Raw genomic sequence first — 20,346 nt, forward strand, 5'->3', positions numbered from 1 at the left:
ATGAGCCGACACACTCTTTCCGTTCTGGTGGAGGACAAGCCGGGCGTGCTGACCCGGGTGGCCGGGCTCTTCGCCCGCCGCGCCTTCAACATCCACTCGCTCGCCGTGGGCCCCACGGAGCTGCCCGGGATCTCCCGGATCACCGTGGTGGTGGACGCGGACGGCGAGCTGCTGGAGCAGGTGACCAAGCAGCTGAACAAGCTGGTCAACGTGATCAAGATCGTGGAGCTGGCTCCGGAGGCCTCCGTGCAGCGGGACCACATCATGGTCAAGGTCCGTGCAGACGCCTCCACCCGGCTGCAGGTCACGCAGGCCGCGGACCTGTTCCGCGCCACCATCGTGGACGTCTCCACCGAGTCCGTGGTGATCGAGTCCACGGGCTCCCGGGACAAGATCCACGCGCTGCTCGATGTCCTGGAGCCCTTCGGCATCCGGGAGATCGTCCGGGCCGGCACGGTGGCCCTGGGCCGCGGCCCCAAGTCCATGTCCGACCGCGCCCTGCGGCACTGACCCGCCGCCCGTTCGCGCCGGCGCGCGGGCCCACGAGACCCGGCCGCGGTGCCCGTCCGACGGCGCCGCGGCCCGCAAGAACCCCACCCGCTACCCAAGGAGACAGAGCAAGCTCATGGCAAAGATCTACTACAACGACGACGCCGACCTCTCGATCATCCAGAACCGCTCCGTGGCGATCATCGGCTACGGCTCCCAGGGCCACGCGCACGCCCTGAACCTGCGCGACTCCGGCGTGGACGTCCGCATCGGGCTCAACGAGGGCTCGAAATCCCGCGCCAAGGCCGAGGCCGAGGGGCTGCAGGTGATGAGCATCGCGGAGGCCGCCAAAGAGGCGGACGTGATCATGATCCTGACCCCGGACCAGGTCCAGGCGCAGGTCTACGAGGAGTCCATCAAGGACAACCTGGAGGAGGGCGACGCGATCTTCTTCGCCCACGGCTTCAACATCCGCTTCGGCTACATCGAGGCGCCCCAGGGCGTGGACGTGGCCATGGTGGCTCCCAAGGGCCCGGGCCACACCGTGCGCCGCGAATTCGAGGCCGGGCGCGGTGTGCCGGACCTGGTGGCCGTGGAGGTCGACGCCTCCGGCAACGCTCTGCAGCTCGCCCTGTCCTACGCCAAGGGCATCGGCGGCACCCGCGCCGGCGTGATCGAGACCACCTTCACCGAGGAGACCGAGTCGGACCTCTTCGGTGAGCAGGCCGTGCTGTGCGGCGGCATGTCCCACCTGGTCCAGTACGGCTTCGAGGTCCTGACCGAGGCCGGCTACCAGCCCGAGATCGCGTACTTCGAGGTGCTCCACGAGCTCAAGCTGATCGTCGACCTGATGGTCGAGGGCGGCATCGCCAAGCAGCGCTGGTCCATCTCGGACACCGCCGAGTACGGCGACTACGTCTCCGGCCCCCGCGTGATCGACCCCTCCGTGAAGGAGCGCATGCAGGACGTCCTGAAGGACATCCAGGAGGGCGTCTTCGCGGACCGCTTCATGAAGGACCAGGCCTCCGGCGCCAAGGAGTTCAAGGAGCTGCGCGCCAAGGAGGAGAAGCACCCCATCGAGACCACGGGCCGCAAGCTGCGCTCGCTGTTCGCGTGGGAGCAGACGGACGCCGACTACACCGAGGGCACCGCCGCGCGCTGATCCGCGCCCGCGTGACCCGTCGCCCGCGGCGGCGGGTCACGCCACACCCCATGACGACGCCGCGGTGCGCCTCCCACGGGACGCGCACCGCGGCGTCGTCGTACCCGGCGTAGTCGAACGCGGTGGCGCCGAACCCAGGGGTGTCGAAAGCGGTGGCGCCGGGTCCGGCGCTGGCGCGCAGCGGAGCAGCGGGCGGGGAGGACGGGCGCGGGTCGATAGAGTGGAGGGGTGACTGAGCAGACTCCCTTCTACGCGACCACGGCCATCTCCTACCCGAACGGGGCGCCGCACATCGGCCACGCCTACGAGGCGATCGCGGCGGACACCCTGGTGCGCTTCCAGCGCCTGGACGGCGTGGCCACCCGGTTCCAGACCGGCACGGACGAGCACGGGCAGAAGATGCAGCAGACCGCGGAGAAGCTGGGCACCACCCCGCGCGAGCTCGCGGACGCGAACTCCGCGCGGTTCCGGGAGATGGACGACGAGCTGGGGATCTCCTACGACCGCTTCATCCGCACCACGGACGAGGACCACGCCGCGGCCTCGCAGGAGCTGTGGAAGCGGATGGAGGCCAACGGGGACATCTACCTGGACACCTACGCCGGGTGGTACTCCGTGCGGGACGAGGCCTACTACGCCGAGGACGAGACCGAGGTGCGCGCCGACGGTCAGCGCTACTCGATCGGCACCGGCACGGAGCTGACCTGGACCGAGGAGGAGAGCTACTTCTTCCGGCTCTCCCGCTACCAGGACCGCCTGCTGGAGCTGTACCGCACGGACTTCGTGCAGCCCGAGACCCGCTCGCACGAGATCGCGTCCTTCGTGGGCGGGGGACTGCAGGACCTCTCGATCTCGCGCACCACCTTCGACTGGGGCGTGCCCGTGCCGGGCAACCCGGACCACGTGATGTACGTGTGGGTGGACGCCCTGACCAACTACCTCACCGGGCTGGGCTTCCCGGACACGGACGCACCCCTGTTCCGCGAGTTCTGGCCCGCGTCCGTGCACCTGATCGGCAAGGACATCGCCCGCTTCCACGCCGTGTACTGGCCGGCGTTCCTGATGTCCGCGGGGATCGAGCTGCCCCGGAAGGTCTTCGCCCACGGCTTCCTGTTCAACCAGGGCGAGAAGATGTCCAAATCCGTGGGCAACGTGATCGACCCCCACGCCATGGTCGAGGAGTACGGGCTGGACCAGCTCCGGTTCTTCCTGCTGCGTGAGGTGCCCTTCGGTCAGGACGGCAACTACTCGCACGACGCGATCGCCGGGCGCATCAACTCGGACCTCGCCAACGACCTCGGCAACCTGGCCCAGCGCAGCCTGTCGATGGTCGCCAAGAACCTGGGCGGCGAGGTCCCCGAGCCCGGGGAGTTCACCGCGGAGGACCTCGCGATGCTCGCCCAGGCCGAGGACGTGGTGGCCGAGTACCGGTCCGCGTTCGAGGCTCTCGCCTTCCACCGCGGGCTGGAGTCCGTGTGGCGTGTGATCGCCTCCGCCAACCGCTACTTCACGGCGCAGGAGCCGTGGGTGCTGCGCAAGACCGATCCCGAGCGCATGGCCACGGTGCTGTACGTGACCGCGGAGGTGCTGCGCATCGTGGCCGTGCTCGTGCAGCCGGTGATGCCCGGTTCCATGGCCCGCCTGCTGGAGCAGCTGGGCCAGCCCGAGGGCGAGGCACGGATGTTCTCCGCCCTGGGCACGCGCCTGGCTCCCGGCACGGTGCTGCCCAAGCCCAGCGGTGTGTTCCCGCGCTACGAGGAGCCGGCGGCGCTCGCGGACTGAACCTCGCTCGCGGTCCCAGCTCTGCGCACCTCCGAACCCTGCGTGGGGTGGGGCAGCCTGCGGGCGGTCCGAACTCCACGCGGGGACGGGATCCAGCCGATCGCCATGGAGGAGGGCCTCGGCGAGCGGTCCGAACTCTGCGCGTGGACGGGGCCGTGCCCGCGCGGCACCGCATCCGTGGACGGCGCCGCATCCGCAGGTGCCGCGTCCGCGCAGCGCGAGCGGGCGTCGTCGTCAACCCGGCGGGGCATCCGAGGGTCCCCCCGGGACCGCCCCGCCGTCTCACCATGCGGAACGAGCGTTCATCATGTGGATGTTCGGTGCGTCACGGCCCTAGCCTGGGCGCATGAGTGAAACCACCGCAGCCGAGAGTCCCCGCAGCCACTCCATCGCCGTCCTGCCCGGGGACGGGATCGGCCCGGAGGTGGTGGCCGAGGCCGTCAAGGTGCTCGATGCCGTGACCGCACCCGCGGGTGTCACGCTGGAGAGGACCGAGTACCCACTGGGGGCCGAGCACTGGCTGGCCACGGGCGAGGTGCTCGACGTCGACACCATGGAACGGCTGCGCGCCCACGACGCGATCCTCTTCGGAGCCGTGGGTGCCGCCCCCAACGACAAGCGGGTGCCCTCCGGGATCCTCGAGCGGGACCTGCTGCTGAAGCTGCGCTTCGGCTTCGACCATTTCATCAACCTGCGCCCGGCCACCCTCTACCCGGGGACCACGAGTCCGCTCGCCGAGCCCGGGGACATCGACTTCGTGGTGGTCCGCGAGGGCACCGAGGGGCTCTACGCGGGCAACGGTGGAACCCTGCGCGCCGGCACCGAGCACGAGATCGCCACGGAGGTCTCCGTGAACACGGCCCACGGCGTCCGCCGCCTGGTGCGCTACGCGTTCGAGCTGGCGCAAAGCCGGGAGCGGAAGAAGCTCACGCTCGTGCACAAGCACAACGTGCTGGTCAATGCGGGCCGCCTCTACCAGCGCACGGTCGACGAGGTCGGGCAGCAGTACCCGGACGTCACGGTGGACTACATGCACATCGACGCCGCCACGATCTTCATGACCACGGACCCGGCGCGGTTCGACGTGATCGTCACCGACAACCTCTTCGGGGACATCCTCACGGACCAGGCCGGCGCGGTCACGGGCGGAATCGGTCTCGCGCCCAGCGGCAACATCAACGCGGAGCGCACCGCGCCGTCCATGTTCGAGCCCGTCCACGGCTCGGCCCCGGACATCGCCGGGACCGGCACCGCCCAGCCCACCGCGGCCATCCTGGCCGGGGCCATGATGCTCGAGCACCTGGGCCACCCGGAGCTCGCCGCGCGCATCGACCGCGCCGTCCGCGAGGACCTGCGCGAGCACGGCACCACCGCGCGGTCCACCTCCCAGGTGGGGGACGACGTGGTGGCGCGCCTGGGCGCGTAGCTGTCCGGCGCGAACCCCGCCGCCCTGCATACTGGTGAGACACACGTCACGTCCGCGCCGTCACCCCGGCTCGCGGACACAGCAACCCGCTCGAAGGAGAACCACCGTGAGCACAGAATTCGTCAGGCAGCTCAACCCGCACCCCGCGACTGACGAGGTGCGTGAGGCCGTCCTGCAGAACCCGGGCTTCGGCAAGTTCTTCACGGACCACATGGTCTGCATCGACTGGCAGGGTGACGTGCAGCAGGGCACGGGCCGCTGGGACAACGCCCGGCTGCAGCCCTACGGTCCGCTCAGCCTGGACCCTTCCACCTCCGTGCTGCACTACGGCCAGGAGATCTTCGAGGGTCTCAAGGCGTACCGCCACGAGGACGGCTCCGTGTGGACCTTCCGCCCCGAGGCCAACGCGGCGCGCCTGAACCGCTCCGCCCAGCGCCTGGCCCTGCCCGCGCTGCCGGAGGAGACCTTCGTGGACGCGATCCGCGAGCTCGTGTCCCAGGACCGGAAGTGGGTGCCGTCCGGGGACGGCGAGTCCCTCTACCTGCGCCCGTTCATGATCGGCACCGAGCCGTTCCTGGGGGTGCGCCCCTCCAAGGAGGCGCTGTTCTCCGTGATCGCGTCCCCGGCGGGCAACTACTTCGGCACGGTGGAGCCCGTGGACATCTGGCTCTCCGGGACGTACGCCCGGGCGGGCAGGGGCGGAACGGGTGCCGCCAAGTGCGGAGGCAACTACGCGGCGTCGCTGATCGCCCAGATGGAGGGCGACGCCCACGGCTGCAGCCAGGTGCTGTTCCTGGACGAGCAGCGCGGGGGAGCGGTCGAGGAGCTCGGCGGCATGAACGTGTTCTTCGTCTTCGACGACGGTCGCCTGGTCACGCCCGAGCTCACCGGCACCATCCTGGAGGGCATCACCCGCGACTCCGTCATCCAGATCGCCAGGGACCGCGGACTGCAGGTCGAGGAGCGTGCGTTCACCCTGGACGAGTGGCGCGAGGGCAAGAGCTCCGGGCACCTCACCGAGGTCTTCGCGTGCGGCACCGCCGCCGTGATCGCCCCGGTGCGCCGGCTGCTGAGCCACGACGAGGTGATCGGCTCCGAGGACGAGAAGCCCGGTGAGGTGTCCATGGCCATCCGTCAGCAGCTGCTGGACGTGCAGACCGGCCGGGCCGAGGACACCCACGGCTGGCTGACCCGCCTGGTCTGAGTCGAACCCGCCTCCGGGCCCGCGCCGGCCCTGGACCCTGCAGCCGCCCCCGGTCCGCCGTGAACGGACCGGGGGCGGCTGTGTAGCCTGTGTGCATGCGCATCGCACGGTTCACACACGACAACGAGATCCACTACGGCACCGTCCACGGGGAGCCCGGGCAGGAGACCCTGCGCTACCTCTCGGGGGACCCGCTCTACGTGGGGGTCCAGGAGGTCGAACGCACCGTGGCGGTCTCCGAGGCCCGGCTGCTGGCCCCGGTGATCCCGCGCTCCAAGATCGTGTGCGTGGGCCGCAACTACGCCGAGCACGCGGCCGAGATGGGCAACGACGTCCCCACCCGGCCCCTGCTGTTCTTCAAGCCCAACACCGCCGTCTCCGGCCCGGGGGACCCGGTCACGCTGCCGGCGTGGACCGAGGAGGTCTCCTACGAGGCCGAGCTGGCCGTGGTGATCGGGCGCATGTGCAAGGACGTGCCCGTGGAGCGCGTGCCCGAGGTCGTCTTCGGCTACACGGCCGCGAACGACCTCACCGCCCGCGACGCCCAGCGCAGCGACGGGCAGTGGGCCCGGGCCAAGGGCTTCGACGGCGCGTGCCCGCTGGGCCCGTGGGTGGAGACCGAGCTGGACACCTCCGCGCTGTCCGTGCGCTCGTCCGTGAACGGTGAGCTCAAGCAGGACGGCAGCACCCAGGACATGATCTTCGACGTCCCCACACTGGTCTCCTACGTGTCCGAGGCGTTCACGCTGCTGCCCGGGGACGTGATCCTCACCGGGACCCCGGCCGGGGTGGGCACCGTGGACGAGGGGGACCGGCTCTCGGTGCAGATCGAGGGGATCGGCGAGCTCACCACCGTGCTGCGCCGGTAGCATCCGCCCGGGGCCACGGGTGCGCTACCCGTAGAATGGGCTCATCATGACTGACGACGCCTCCACTCTGCACCCCACCGTCCCCGCCGATGCACCCGTGCGCGTGCGCTTCTGCCCGTCACCCACGGGCACCCCGCACGTGGGTCTGATCCGCACCGCCCTGTTCAACTGGGCGTGGGCCCGCCACACGGGCGGCACCCTGGTGTTCCGCATCGAGGACACCGACGCCGCCCGCGACTCCGAGGAGAGCTTCCAGCAGATCCTCGACGCCCTGGACTGGCTCGGGATCACGTGGGACGAGGGCGTGAACGTGGGTGGACCTCACGAGCCGTACCGCCAGTCCCAGCGCGGCGAGATCTACCAGGACGTCCTGGCGAAGCTCGTGGACAGCGGGTACGTCTACGAGGACTTCTCCACCCCGGAGGAAGTCGAGCAGCGCCACCGCGCCAAGGGTGAGGACCCCAAGCGCGGCTACGACAACTACGACCGCGACCTCACGGACGAGCAGAAGGCCGCGTTCCGCGCCGAGGGCCGCCAGCCCGTGCTGCGGCTGCGCATGCCGGACGAGGACATCTCCTTCACGGACCTCGTGCGCGGGGAGATCACGTTCAAGGCCGGCTCCGTGCCGGACTTCGTGGTGGCCCGGGCCAACGGCAAGCCCCTGTACACGCTGGTGAACCCGGTGGACGACGCCCTCATGGGGATCACCCAGGTGCTGCGCGGGGAGGACCTGCTCTCCTCCACCCCGCGCCAGATCGCGCTCTACCGCGCGCTCGTGGCCATCGGTGTGGCCGAGTTCATCCCCGAGTTCGGACACCTGCCGTACGTGATGGGGGAGGGCAACAAGAAGCTGTCCAAGCGGGATCCCGAGTCCAACCTGTTCCACCACCGGGACAACGGCTTCATCCCCGAGGGCCTGCTCAACTACCTCGCGCTGCTGGGCTGGTCCCTGTCCGCGGACGAGGACATCTTCACGGTCGAGCAGCTCGTGGCGAACTTCGACATCCACGACGTGCTGGCCAACCCCGCCCGCTTCGACGTGAAGAAGGCCACGGCCATCAACGGCACCCACGTGCGCATGCTGGACCCGCAGGACTTCCGCGACCGGCTGGTCCCGTACCTGCGCGCCGCCGGCCTCGTGGGAGAGACCCTCACCCCGCGTGAGAACGAGATCCTGGACCGTGCGGCCCCGCTCGTCCAGGAGCGCATGAACCTGCTGGGGGAGACGGAGGGTCTGCTGGGCTTCCTGTTCCGCGGCGACGACGAGATCGTGGTGGCCCCCGACGCCGCCAAGCAGCTCAAGGACAGCGCCCCCGAGGTGCTCGACGCCGCCCTGGCCGCGCTGGAGCCCCTCGACGACTTCACGGCGGAGGCCATCGAGACCGCCCTGCGCGAGGCCATCGTGGACGGCCTGGGCATCAAGCCCCGACTGGCCTTCGGTCCCGTGCGCACCGCGGTGTCCGGCCAGCGGATCTCCCCGCCGCTCTTCGAGTCCCTCGAGATCCTGGGACGGGAGTCCTCGCTCGCCCGCATCGCCGCCCTGCGCGCCGAGCTCGCCGCGAACTGAGGCACCCCACGCCGCCCGCCCGCCGTCGTGGAGGGCTCCCGGTTCGCGCCGGGACCTCTCCACGGCGGCGGGTTTGGCACCCGAGCCCCGAGTGGGTATAGTTGTTGCTCGTTGCGCGGCACTGCGAGAGCCCGCCGGGCAGCAGAACCATTGGGATATGGTGTAATTGGCAACACAACGGTTTCTGGTACCGTCATTCTAGGTTCGAGTCCTGGTATCCCAGCGCTTCACGGAACACGGCGTTCACGCCGATTCTGGTGTCAGCACGGTTGGTCCTCCGGTCACCACGGTGAAATTGGACCACAACAGCGTTGATGTTACTGTTTGGTGCGTCAACGCGGGTCAGGACGAGGAACGTCGTCCAGACCATCGGAGAAAGTACACGGCCCCATCGTATAGCGGCCTAGTACGCCGCCCTCTCACGGCGGTAACGCGGGTTCGAATCCCGCTGGGGTCACGCAGTGAAAGCCCCGGTTTCCTCGGAAGCCGGGGCTTTTCGCATGCCCGGGGTTTTTCACATGGTCGGGCCCCGAGCGCGCCGGATCCTCGCCGCGCGGGCCCACTTCGCACGCGCCCAGACCGCACGCGCCCGGACCGCCCGGGCCCGTGCTGTTCGAACCCGCACCGCGTGGCCCCCAGGCCGCCCGATGTCGCGCGCACACCGCGCGGCACACCCAGTGAGGGTGAGCCCTGGCACAATGACCGTGTGAACACCGAGACCCCTTCCACCGTGCCGCTGCTCGACGCGCTCGAGGACACCCGGGACCTGCTGCGGGCCACCACGCTGCCCCTGGCCACGGCCAGTGCACCGCAGCAGCGCGAGGACGCCGCACGCGCGGTGGCCCAGCTGGAGGACTACGTGCTCCCGCGCGTGCGCTCCCTGGACGCGCCCCTGCTGGCCGTGGTGGGCGGTTCCACCGGCGCGGGCAAGTCCACGCTGGTCAACGCCCTGGTGGGCCACCCCGTGACCCGTTCCGGCGCCATCCGCCCCACCACCCGCCGGCCGCTGCTGATCCACCACCCCCGTGACGCGGGTGCGTTCACCACGCAGCGCGTGCTGCCGCACCTCGCGCGCGTCCGCGGCACCCTGACGGACTCCGCACAGACGCCGGCGGGCACCGCACCCGGCGGGGGTCCCGTGGAGGACACCGGGTCCCTCGTGCTGCTGGGGGACGAGAGCATCCCCGAGGGGCTCGCCATCCTGGACGCCCCGGACGTCGACTCCGTCTCCGACGACAACCGGGCGCTCGCGGCGCAGCTGCTCTCCGCCGCGGACCTGTGGCTGTTCGTGACCACGGCCAACCGCTACGCCGATGCCGTGCCGTGGCAGCTGCTGCGCAGCGCGGCGGGGCGCGACATCACCGTGGCGGTCGTGCTGGACCGGGTCCAGGCGGCGTCGGCGGCGGAGATCGAGGAGGACCTGCGGCGCATGCTGGGCGCGGAGGGTCTGGGAGACGCGCCCGTCTTCGTGGTCCAGGAGTCCCCGCTCAACGAGCTGGGCATGCTGCCGCGGGCCGCGGTGGAACCCCTGCGGGACTGGCTCGCGACGCTCGGTGCGGACGCGCACGCCCGCTCGGAGATCGCCGCCCGCACCCTGGGCGGTGCGGTGCGCGAGCTCGCGCACGTCACCGAGCGCACCGCCGAGGCGGCCGCCGCCCAGCAGCGCACGGAGGATCACCTGCGGCGGGAGGTCACCACGTCCTTCGACGAGGCCCTGCGCGCGGTGGTCGACTCCACGCGCGACGGCACCCTGCTGCGCGGCGAGGTCCTCGCCCGCTGGCAGGACTTCGTGGGCACCGGCGAGTTCTTTCGCGGTCTCGAGGCCGGGATCGGCCGGGCCCGGGACCGGATGACCGCGTTCTTCACGGGCAGGCCCGCACCCGAGGTGCGCGTGGAGGAGGCCATCGAGACGGGCCTGCAGGCCGTGATCGTGGAGAGCACGGCGCGGGCCGCGGAGCTCACCGAGCGGCGCTGGCGGGACGAGCCCGCGGGACAGGTGCTGCTCGCGGGCCGGGACGTGGCCGCACTGCCGCCGGAGTTCCCGGCGGACGTGGCGGAGAGCATCCGGGCGTGGCAGTCCGACGTGATGCTCATGATCCAGCAGGAGGGCGCCGGCAAGCGCACGCGCGCCCGCGCGATGTCCCTGGGCGTCAACGCGCTGGCGGTGATCCTGATGATCGCCGTGTTCTCCACCACCGGCGGGCTCACGGGGCTCGAGGTGGGCATCGCGGGAGGCTCCGGGGTGCTGGGCACCAAGCTGCTCGAGGCGGTGTTCGGCGAGGACGCCGTGCGGCGCATGAGCGAGCAGGCGCGCGGCAACCTCGAGACCCGCATCCGCGCGCTGCTGGAGCGCCGGGCCCGGATGTTCCTGGACACCGTGGACGAGCTCGGTGAGCACCCCTCCGCGGAGCAGCTGCGCTCCGCGGCCGAGTGCGTGCGCCGGGAGAGTGAGGCCCTGTGAGCCCCCGGGCGCGCGGCGCGGCCTCGCTCTCCGAACGGATCACCGGCCTCGCCCAGGCCACCGAGATCGCGCAGGGCCGGCTGGACGACGCGGCGGTCCAGCAGGCGCGCCAGGTGCTGCACCGCGCGGGGGAGCGCCGCGCCCTGTCCGCGGACCACACGGTGGTGGGCTTCTTCGGGGCCACCGGCTCCGGCAAGTCCAGCCTCTTCAACGCCGTGGTGGGCCAGGATCTCGCCCGCACCGCGGTGCGGCGGCCCACCACCTCCTCGCCCCTGGCCGCCGTGTGGGGGGACGAGGGCAGCCGCCCGCTGCTCGACTGGCTGGACGTCGCGGACCGCCACGTGGTGGGCCCGGCGCTGAGCGTGGCCACCGGGCGCGGCCGCCGTGCCGGGACGGCCACCGGCGGTCTGGTGCTGCTGGACCTGCCGGACTTCGACTCCGTGACCCGCGAGCACCGGGACATCGTCCAGCGCATGGTGGGGCTCGTGGACGTGGTCGTGTGGGTCGTGGACCCGCAGAAGTACGCGGACGCGGTGCTGCACCAGGACTTCGTGCAGCCGCTGTCTCGCCACGGCGCCGTGACCATGGTGGTGCTCAACCAGGCGGACCGCCTCGCCCCGGCCGACGTCCCCTCCGTGCTGGGATCGCTGCGCGAGCTGCTGGCCCAGGACGGGCTGCCCGCGACCGGCCCCAGCGCTCCGGTGGCGGTCTCCGCGCGCACGGGGGACGGGGTGGCCGAGCTGCGGGGACGGATCCACGAGGTCGCGGCCGGGCGCGCCGCCGCGGGAGCCCGGCTCGAGGCGGACGTGGTCCACGCGGCCGAGGAGCTGGCACGCGCCGCGGGCGAGGGCGATCCGCACGGGATCGACCCGGCGGCGAGCGAGCGCCTCACCGAGGGCCTCGCCCGTGCCGCGGGCATCGACATGGTGGCCGACGCCGCCGCGCGCTCCTACCGGCTGCGCGCGGGCAGGCACACGGGGTGGATCGCCACCCGCTGGCTCTCCCGGTTCCGCAAGGACCCGCTCAAGCGGCTGCACATCGAGAGCCACGACAAGTTCGCGGACCCGGGCGTGCACCGCACGTCCCTGCCGCCCATGAACGCGTCCCAGAAGGCCGCGGCGGACTCCGCGGTGCGGGGTTTCGCGGACGAGGTCTCCCGCGGTGCGGGGGAGCCGTGGCGGCGCAGCGTGCGCGGTGCGGCGCGGCGCCACGAGCAGCGCCTGCCCGATGCGCTGGACCAGGCGGTGGCTCGCACCAGGTTCTCGGCCCGCAGCGCCTCGTGGTGGTGGATCGCCGTGGACGTGCTGCAGTGGCTGGCCATGGCCGTCACGGTGCTGGGTCTGCTGTGGCTGCTGGGGCTGTTCCTCGCCGACTACTTCCAGCTCCAGCTCCCGCCGCCCCCCACGGTGGAGGGCTTCCCGCTGCCCGTGCCCACGCTCATGGTCGCGGCGGGTGTGGCGCTCGCCCTGTTCCTGGCGCTCACGGGCGCGGTGCTCGCGTCGCTGGCCTCCCGGGCGCGAGCGCGCACGGTACGACGCCGCCTGCTGCGCTCCGTGCGGGAGACCGCCCACGCGGAGGTCGAGGTGCCGGTGGAGCACGAGCTCGCCGCCCACCGGGAGTTCACCGCGGGGCTCGAGCGGGCGGCGTCGTCCGTGGCCTGAGAGCGGCGTGCGGGACGGGCGGCGGGCTCACGCGGCGCTGACCCGCACCGCCTCCGTGAGCTGGCGCGCGGCCTGGACCACCACGTCCGCGTGCTTCTGGCCGGGCTGCTTGGACAGCCGCTCGATGGGCCCGGAGATCGAGACCGCCGCGATCACCCGCCCCGACGGGCCCCGCACCGGGGCGGAGACCGAGGCGATGCCAGCCTCGCGCTCGCCGATCGACTGGGCCCAGCCCCGGCGCCGGACCCCGGCGAGCGTGGTGGCCGAGAACCGGGCGTGCTGCAGTCCCTCGATCAGCCGCGCGTGGTCCTCCCACGCCACGAGCACCTGCGCCGCCGAGCCTGCCTTCATGGACAGCTGCGTGCCCACGGGGATGGTGTCCCGCAGCCCGATGGGGCGCTCGGCCGAGGCCACGCACACGCGCCACTCGCCCTGCCGCCGGAACACCTGGGAGGACTCGCCCGTGCTGTCCCGCAGCTGCAGCAGCACGGGCGCGGCGGCCGAGATCAGGCGGTCCTCGCCCGCGGCGGAGGCGAGCTCCACCAGGCGGGAGCCCAGCACGAAGCGGCCCTGCACGTCCCGGCCCACGAAACGGTGGTGGGCCAGCGCCACGGCGAGGCGGTGCGCGGTGGGCCGGGACAGGCCCGTGGCGTCCACGAGGTCCGCGAGGGAGGCCGGACCGGCCTCGAGGGCGTCCAGGATCAGGGAGGCCTTGTCGATCACCCCCACCCCGGAGGAGGAGTGCGAGGACTTCTCGCTGAGCCGTGAGCCGGTGCCGTGGCCGCCCAGGGGCGAGCCCAGGGGGGCACCGGTCGGGTCGATCGCATGCGTCGTGTCCATGCTTTGATACTGCAGTCTCAAAATGCGAGAAGCAAGTCCTCGGGGTGGCGCACGCGCTGCGCACTCGTGACGATGGTCCTCACGAGCCCGCGCACCCCGCGGACCCACCTCGCCCTCGGCAGGGCAGCCATGCACGAGCAGGAGTTATGAGATGAGCACCACCACGCAGACGGCCGCACCGCGCACGCTCGCGCAGAAGGTGTGGGACGACCACCTGGTCCGCCGCGGCGAGGGCGTACACCCGGACCTGCTCTACATCGACCTCCACCTGCTCCACGAGGTCACCAGCCCCCAGGCGTTCGAGGGGCTGCGCCTGGCCGGGCGCGGACTGCGCCGCACGGACCTCACGATCGCCACGGAGGACCACAACACCCCCACGGAGGACATCTTCTCCACCATCGCGGACGAGACCTCCCGCAAGCAGATCGAGACGCTGCGCCGCAACTGCGAGGAGTTCGGCGTGCGGCTGCACTCCCTCGGTGACGCCGAGCAGGGCATCGTGCACGTGGTGGGCCCCCAGTTGGGGCTGACCCAGCCCGGGATGACCGTGGTGTGCGGTGACTCCCACACCTCCACGCACGGCGCGTTCGGGGCGCTCGCGTTCGGCATCGGCACCTCCGAGGTGGAGCACGTGATGGCCACCCAGACGCTGCCGCTGGCCCCGTTCAAGACCATGGCCATCACGGTGGAGGGCACCCTCAAGCCGGGGGTGAGCTCCAAGGACATCATCCTGGCCGTGATCGCCAAGATCGGCACGGGCGGGGGGCAGGGCTACGTGCTGGAGTACCGGGGCTCGGCCATCCGCTCGCTGTCGATGGAGGCACGGATGACCATGTGCAACATGTCCATCGAGGCCGGTGCCCGCGCCGGGATGATCGCCCCGGACCAGACCACGTTCGACTACGTGCAGGGCCGCCCCCACGCGCCGCAGGGCGAGGAGTGGGACGTCGCCGTGGAGTACTGGCGCGGGCTGCGCACGGACGAGGGCGCGCAGTTCGACCGCGAGGTGGTCATCGACGCGGACAAGCTCGAGCCGTTCGTCACGTGGGGAACCAACCCGGGTCAGGGCGTGCCGCTGTCCCGGGCCGTCCCCGACCCCGAGGACGCCGGGGACGACGACGCCAAGGACGCCGCCCGGCGGGCCCTGAGCTACATGGGGCTGCAGGCGGGGACCCCCATGAAGCAGATCCCCGTGGACACCGTGTTCCTGGGCTCGTGCACCAACTCGCGGATCGAGGACCTGCGGGCCGCGGCCGAGATCCTCAAGGGCCGTTCCAAGGCGGAGACCGTGCGCATGATGGTGGTCCCGGGCTCCGCCAAGGTGCGGCTGCAGGCCGAGGCCGAGGGGCTGGACCGGGTGTTCCGCGAGTTCGGCGCGGACTGGCGCTTCGCGGGCTGCTCGATGTGCCTGGGGATGAACCCGGACCAGCTCGCACCGGGGGAGCGCTGCGCCTCCACGTCCAACCGCAACTTCGAGGGCCGCCAGGGCAAGGGCGGGCGCACCCACCTGGTGTCCCCGGTGGTCGCCGCCGCCACGGCGGTGCGCGGCACGCTGAGCGCCCCCTCCGACCTCGACCCGGTGGCCTGAGCCGGCGCGCACGGCACCGCCGACGCCGCCGCACGGCCGCCGCAGCGTGTCACCGCACCCGGTCGACGCGCACCCCGCCAGCACCCCCGCGCGCACGCTCGCGCGCACCCGAAAGGACCCAGCATGGAGAAGTTCTCGACCCACTGCGGAGTGGGCGCACCCCTGAAGCAGTCCAACGTGGACACCGACCAGATCATCCCGGCCGTCTACCTCAAGAGGATCACCAAGACCGGCTTCGACGACGCCCTGTTCGCGGGCTGGCGCAGGGACCCGGAGTTCGTGCTCAACCGCCCCGAGTACGAGGGCGCCTCGGTGCTGGTGGCCGGCTCCGACTTCGGCACCGGCTCCTCCCGCGAGCACGCCGTGTGGGCCCTGCGGGACTACGGTTTCCGCGTGGTGATCTCCTCGCGCTTCGCGGACATCTTCCGCGGCAACTCGGGCAAGCAGGGGCTGCTGGCCGCCCAGGTGGAGCAGTCCGACGTGGAGCTGCTGTGGAAGCTCATGGAGGAGCAGCCGGGCGTGGAACTGGAGGTTGACCTCGAGTCCCGCACCGTGGCCTGCGGGGGTGTCGGCGTCCCGTTCCAGATCGACGACTACACCCGCTGGCGCCTCATGGAGGGCCTGGACGACATCGGGCTGACCCTGCAGCACGAGGAGGACATCGAGGCGTACGAGGGGGCTCGCCCGTCGTTCAAGCCCACGACCCTTCCCGCACGATCCTGAGCGGCGGCTGGACCGTGCACCCGTGGGGGCCGGTAGAATGTCGAGGTCCCGTGCGTGTTCCGCGCGCGGGAGCTCACTTCCCCCAGATCGGTAGGTCATGACTTCTTTGCGCATCACCGGCGGAGTTCCGCTGTCGGGTCAGGTGACGGTACGCGGCGCCAAGAACCTCGTCCCCAAGGCCATGGTCGCCGCGCTGCTCGGCTCCACCGCGTCCACGCTCGGCAACGTGCCGGAGATCAAAGACGTCAAGGTGGTCACGGACCTCCTGGCGCTGCACGGTGTGGAGGTCACCCGGGACGACGCCCTGGGCGAGCTCACGTTGGACCCCACCAACGTCACGCGGGCCCGCCACGCGGACATCGACGCCCACGCCGGTGACTCGAGGATCCCCATCCTGCTGTGCGGTCCGCTGCTGCACGCCCTGGGCGAGGCGTTCATCCCCGACCTCGGAGGTTGCCGGATCGGCGACCGCCCCATCAACTACCACCTGGAGGTGCTGCGCAACTTCGGCGCCAAGGTGGAGAAGCTCGAGTCCGGGATCCGCATGAGCGCCCCGCACGGGCTGCAGGGCGCCAAGATCGACCTCCCGTACCCGTCCGTGGGCGCCACCGAGCAGGTGCTGCTCACCGCCACGCGCGCCGAGGGCCACACCGAGCTGCGCGGGGCGGCCACCGAGCCCGAGATCATGGACCTGATCGCCATCCTGCAGAAGATGGGTGCGCTCATCACGGTGCAGACGGACCGCGTGATCCGCATCGAGGGCGTTCCCGAGCTGCAGGGCTACGTGCACCGCGCCCTGCCGGACCGCATGGAGGCGGCCTCGTGGGGCTCGGCGGCCCTGGCCACCGGCGGCGACATCTTCGTGGCCGGCGCCAGGCAGGCGGACATGATGACCTTCCTCAACACCTTCCGCAAGGTGGGCGGCGGTCTGGACATCCGGGAGGACGGCATCCGCTTCTTCCACCCCGGTGGGGACCTCAACCCGCTGATCGTGGAGACGGACGTGCACCCCGGGTTCATGACCGACTGGCAGCAGCCCCTGGTGGTGGTGCTGACCCAGGCCAAGGGCGTGTCGATCGTGCACGAGACCGTGTACGAGAACCGCTTCGGCTTCACCCGTGCCCTGAATCGGATGGGTGCGGTGATCCAGGTGCACCGCGAGTGCCTGGGCTCCGTGCCGTGCCGCTTCGGGCAGCGCAACTTCCTGCACTCCGCCGTGATCTCCGGGCCCACCCCGCTGCACGCCGCGGACATCAACATCCCGGACCTGCGCGGCGGCTTCTCCCACCTGATCGCCGCGCTCTCCGCGGAGGGCGTGTCCACCGTGACCGGTGTGGAGCTCATCAAGCGCGGCTACGAGCACTTCACGGACAAGCTGAGCGGGCTGGGCGCGACCTTCGACGTCGCCGAGCGGTGAGTCCCGCCCCCACCCGTTCCCGGGCCCGCGCACCGCGGGCCCTCCCACGGGTCGTCCCCCGCGCGTGGGCGTCCCGCCGTGTCCGCGAACCGTCGCCCGAGGAGTGGTTGTCCGCATGAGCAGGACCTCCCAGCGATCCACGTTCCGCGTGATCGCCGCCATGGTGATCCCCGTCTACCGGTGTCTCGCGACGCCGCGGTGGCGCGGGACCGAGAACGTCCCGGCCTCGGGGGGCTTCGTGGTGGTGGCCAACCACCTCACGGAGATCGACCCCATCACGGTGGCCTACCCGGTGTACAAGGCCGGGGTCATGCCGCGCTTCCTGGCCAAGGAGTCGCTGTTCCGCGTGCCCGTGCTCGGGGCGCTGCTGCGCCGGATCGGCCAGGTGCCCGTCTACCGGGGCACCTCGCGCGCCAAGGACTCCTTGACCGCCGCGTTCGAGGAGCTGCGCAGCGGCGGGGCGATCATCGTCTACCCCGAGGGCACCATCACCCGGGATCCGCGGATGTGGCCCATGCGCGGACGCACGGGGGCCGCCCGGCTCGCACTCCAGGCCGGGGTGCCCGTGGTGCCCGTGGCCCACTGGGGCGACCAGGAGATCCTCTACCGGGATCCGCAGGGCAAGCGCACCGTGGACCTCTTCCCGCCCAAGCGGGTGCACGGGATCATCGGGGCGCCGCTGGACGCCGAGGACCTCGTGCCCGGCGGGCTGCGCCACCCGGGCCACCCCTCGTCGGAGGAGCTCGCGCTCGCCACCTCCGCGATCATGGACGCGGTCGCGGGCCTGCTGGGTGAGCTGCGCGGCGAGCCCGCACCCCGGGAGCTGATGGACCCGCGGGGGCGGCGTGCGGCGTCGTCGTCGACCGGGGAGGACGCACCCGCGGAGGATCTCGGGGACGCCGGCGGAAGCGTGGCGCCGTGAGCGCCCCCGGACGGGGCCCGGCGAAGATCACGGTGCTGGGCGCCGGCTCGTGGGGCACCACGTTCGCCAAGGTGCTCGCCGACGCCGCAGTGGACGCCGGTGCCGAACGCACCGTGTGCCTGTGGGGCCGCAACCCGGAGGCCATGGCGGGCATGGCGCGCGAGCGGCGCAACGAGCGCTACGTGCCCGGGATCGAGCTGCCCGCGGCCCTGACGTACTCGAGCGAGCTGCCGGACGCCCTGCACGGCGCCGAGCTCGTGGTCGCCGCGATACCCGCGCAGTCGCTGCGCGCGCAGCTCGAGCTCGCGGCACCCCACGTGGCCCCGGACGCCGTGGTGCTGTCCCTGGCCAAGGGGCTGGAGTCCAGCACCGGGCTGCGGATGACCCAGGTGGTTGCCGAGGTGCTCGCGGAGGTCACGGGCGTCCCCGAGCAGGAGTGGGCGCGGCGCACGGGTGTGCTCTCCGGGCCCAACCTGGCCATGGAGATCGCCCGGGAGGAGCCCACGGCCTCCGTGGTGGCCGCCCCGGAGCACGGGACCGCGGCGTGGGTGGCCCGCTGCTGCGCCGCACCCTACTTCCGGCCGTACACCAACACCGACGTGGTGGGCACGGAGATCGGCGGTCTCGTGAAGAACGTGATCGCCCTGTGCGTGGGCATCTGCGACGGCCGCGGCTACGGGGACAACTCCAAGGCCTCCGTGATGACCCGCGGGCTCGCGGAGACCACCCGGCTCGCCCTCGCCCTGGGCGGGAGCACCGCCACGCTGTCCGGGCTCTCCGGCATGGGGGACCTCGTGGCCACGTGCTCGTCCTCCCTCTCGCGCAACCACACGGCCGGTAGGCTCCTGGGTTCGGGCCTGACCCTCGCGCAGGTGCAGGACGCCATGACCCAGACCGCCGAGGGCATCAAGTCCGCCCCGGCCGTGCTGGAGCTCGCGCGGCGCCACGGCGTGGACATGCCCATCACGGAGGCCGTGGTGGGGGTGCTGCGGGGTGAGGCCCCCGTGCACGAACTCGCCCCCCGACTGCTGGGTCGAGACCTGAAATCCGAAGGGAACCACGCATGAGCACCACCCACGAGACCCCGGAGGCCACGGCTGAGGGCGACAAGCCCTGCATCGCGGTGGTCTTCGGCGGCCGCTCGTCCGAGCACTCCATCTCGCTCATCACAGCCCGGTCCGTGCTGCGCGCGATCGACCGGGACCGCTGGGACGTGGTGAGCGTGGGGATCTCCACGGACGGTGCGTGGTTCCTGTGCTCCCAGGAGGAGCTCGAGGCGCTGCTGGACGATCAGCCCATGGCGCAGCTGCCCGTGGGCGTCCACCGCGTGAGTCTGCCGCTGCAGACCGGGGACAGCCGGCTGCTGATCCACGACACCTCCGAGCACGGGGCCCCGCTGTCCCGCGGGCGCCACATCGACGCCGTGTTCCCCCTGCTGCACGGGCCGTTCGGCGAGGACGGCACCCTGCAGGGCATGCTCGAGCTCGCGGACCTGCCCTACGTGGGCTGCGGTGTGGCCGCGTCCGCGATCGGGATGGACAAGCACTTCATGAAGCTCGCATTCCAGGCCGCTGGGCTGGAGGTGGGCCCGTACACCGTGGTGCACGACCGCACGTGGCGCACCGACCCGCTGGGTGTGCGCGAGGCCGTCGCTGAGCTGGGCTTCCCGGTGTTCGTCAAGCCCGCGCGTGCGGGCTCCTCCTTCGGCATCACCCGCGTGGACGAGCCCTCCCAGCTCGACGCCGCGATCGCCACCGCGCGCGAGCACGACCTCAAGCTCGTGGTCGAGGCCGGCATCGACGGGCGGGAGATCGAGTGCGCCGTGCTGGGCGGGCACGGCACGGACGAGGCACGGGCGTCCCTGCCCGGGGAGATCGAGGTGCACGGCCACGCCCTGTACGACTTCGAGGCCAAGTACGTGGAGTCCGACGGCGCCACGCTCTCGTGCCCGGCGCGGCTGCCGGAGCACGTGATCGACACGCTGCGCCGGGACGCCGTGCGCGCATTCCACGCCGTGGACGGCGAGGGGCTCTCCCGCTGCGACTTCTTCGTCACTGCGGACGAGCGGGTGCTCATCAACGAGATCAACACCATGCCCGGGTTCACCCCGATCTCCATGTACCCCCGCATGTGGGCGGCGTCCGGGATCGACTACAGCGCGCTGATCGACGAGCTCATCACCCTCGCGCTCGAACGGCCCGTGGGCCTGCGCTGAGCCGCGCCCCCGGTCGGGGG

General features: G+C 71.8%; 16 protein-coding genes and 2 tRNA genes. 17 read left to right on the top strand and 1 reads right to left on the bottom strand.

Annotation, left to right across the window (positions count from 1 at the left end):
- The 11 genes from ilvN (at position 1) to KRH_RS12775 (ending at position 12,621) form a co-directional block, all read left to right on the top strand.
- The gene (ilvN, locus tag KRH_RS04950; RefSeq protein WP_012398090.1) at positions 1–510 is read left to right on the top strand and encodes an acetolactate synthase small subunit; all 510 of its coding nucleotides are present in this window, start codon (positions 1–3) and stop codon (positions 508–510) included.
- 115 nt (positions 511–625) lie between these two features.
- On the top strand, positions 626–1,651 hold the full coding sequence (gene ilvC / locus KRH_RS04955; RefSeq protein ID WP_012398091.1) for a ketol-acid reductoisomerase: 1,026 nt from the start codon (positions 626–628) through the stop codon (positions 1,649–1,651).
- 228 nt (positions 1,652–1,879) lie between these two features.
- Positions 1,880–3,433 carry a methionine--tRNA ligase gene (gene metG / locus KRH_RS04960; protein WP_012398092.1) on the top strand — a complete coding sequence of 518 codons (1,554 nt, stop codon included), beginning with the start codon at positions 1,880–1,882 and terminating at the stop codon, positions 3,431–3,433.
- A 346-nt stretch (positions 3,434–3,779) separates the two neighbouring features.
- On the top strand, positions 3,780–4,859 hold the full coding sequence (locus KRH_RS04965; RefSeq protein ID WP_012398093.1) for a 3-isopropylmalate dehydrogenase: 1,080 nt from the start codon (positions 3,780–3,782) through the stop codon (positions 4,857–4,859).
- A 106-nt stretch (positions 4,860–4,965) separates the two neighbouring features.
- Positions 4,966–6,063, top strand: coding sequence for a branched-chain amino acid aminotransferase (locus KRH_RS04970; protein WP_012398094.1), 1,098 nt, complete (start codon positions 4,966–4,968; stop codon positions 6,061–6,063).
- Between the two features lie 95 nt (positions 6,064–6,158).
- Positions 6,159–6,932, top strand: coding sequence for a fumarylacetoacetate hydrolase family protein (locus tag KRH_RS04975; protein ID WP_041297337.1), 774 nt, complete (start codon positions 6,159–6,161; stop codon positions 6,930–6,932).
- Positions 6,933–6,978: 46 nt separating this feature from the next.
- Entirely contained in the window at positions 6,979–8,499 is a 1,521-nt protein-coding gene (gene gltX, locus KRH_RS04980; protein ID WP_012398096.1) for a glutamate--tRNA ligase, read from the top strand.
- Positions 8,500–8,650: 151 nt separating this feature from the next.
- Positions 8,651–8,722: transfer RNA gene (locus KRH_RS04985), tRNA-Gln, on the top strand.
- 161 nt (positions 8,723–8,883) lie between these two features.
- A tRNA-Glu gene (locus KRH_RS04990) sits at positions 8,884–8,956 on the top strand.
- Positions 8,957–9,205: 249 nt separating this feature from the next.
- Positions 9,206–10,960, top strand: coding sequence for a dynamin family protein (locus tag KRH_RS04995; protein WP_012398097.1), 1,755 nt, complete (start codon positions 9,206–9,208; stop codon positions 10,958–10,960).
- Positions 10,957–12,621 carry a GTPase gene (locus tag KRH_RS12775; protein ID WP_012398098.1) on the top strand — a complete coding sequence of 555 codons (1,665 nt, stop codon included), beginning with the start codon at positions 10,957–10,959 and terminating at the stop codon, positions 12,619–12,621. Before KRH_RS04995 ends, KRH_RS12775 begins: the two co-directional genes overlap by 4 nt.
- Before the next feature lie 27 nt (positions 12,622–12,648).
- Here KRH_RS12775 and KRH_RS05005 read toward each other — a convergent pair whose 3' ends face one another.
- A complete protein-coding gene (locus KRH_RS05005; RefSeq protein ID WP_012398099.1) occupies positions 12,649–13,461 on the bottom strand; it encodes an IclR family transcriptional regulator in 813 nt (270 codons plus the stop codon).
- A 151-nt stretch (positions 13,462–13,612) separates the two neighbouring features.
- On the opposite strand from KRH_RS05005, the gene leuC reads away from it, so the two are divergent.
- The 6 genes from leuC to KRH_RS05035 all read left to right on the top strand — a co-directional run bounded on the left by leuC (position 13,613) and on the right by KRH_RS05035 (position 20,326).
- Positions 13,613–15,049 (top strand): 3-isopropylmalate dehydratase large subunit, encoded by a 1,437-nt coding sequence (leuC, locus tag KRH_RS05010; protein WP_012398100.1) that lies wholly within the window; start codon positions 13,613–13,615, stop codon positions 15,047–15,049.
- 123 nt (positions 15,050–15,172) lie between these two features.
- Positions 15,173–15,772 carry a 3-isopropylmalate dehydratase small subunit gene (gene leuD, locus KRH_RS05015; RefSeq protein ID WP_012398101.1) on the top strand — a complete coding sequence of 200 codons (600 nt, stop codon included), beginning with the start codon at positions 15,173–15,175 and terminating at the stop codon, positions 15,770–15,772.
- A gap of 97 nt (positions 15,773–15,869) precedes the next feature.
- Entirely contained in the window at positions 15,870–17,189 is a 1,320-nt protein-coding gene (gene murA, locus KRH_RS05020; RefSeq protein ID WP_012398102.1) for a UDP-N-acetylglucosamine 1-carboxyvinyltransferase, read from the top strand.
- Positions 17,190–17,304: 115 nt separating this feature from the next.
- Positions 17,305–18,111 (top strand): lysophospholipid acyltransferase family protein, encoded by an 807-nt coding sequence (locus KRH_RS05025; protein WP_012398103.1) that lies wholly within the window; start codon positions 17,305–17,307, stop codon positions 18,109–18,111.
- Entirely contained in the window at positions 18,108–19,178 is a 1,071-nt protein-coding gene (locus tag KRH_RS05030) for an NAD(P)H-dependent glycerol-3-phosphate dehydrogenase (RefSeq protein ID WP_012398104.1), read from the top strand. The genes KRH_RS05025 and KRH_RS05030 overlap by 4 nt, the downstream gene beginning before the upstream one ends.
- Positions 19,175–20,326, top strand: coding sequence for a D-alanine--D-alanine ligase family protein (locus KRH_RS05035; RefSeq protein WP_012398105.1), 1,152 nt, complete (start codon positions 19,175–19,177; stop codon positions 20,324–20,326). Before KRH_RS05030 ends, KRH_RS05035 begins: the two co-directional genes overlap by 4 nt.
- Positions 20,327–20,346: the final 20 nt, after the last annotated feature.

This window comes from Kocuria rhizophila DC2201 (assembly GCF_000010285.1).
Taxonomy (GTDB): Bacteria; Actinomycetota; Actinomycetes; order Actinomycetales; family Micrococcaceae; genus Kocuria; species Kocuria rhizophila_A.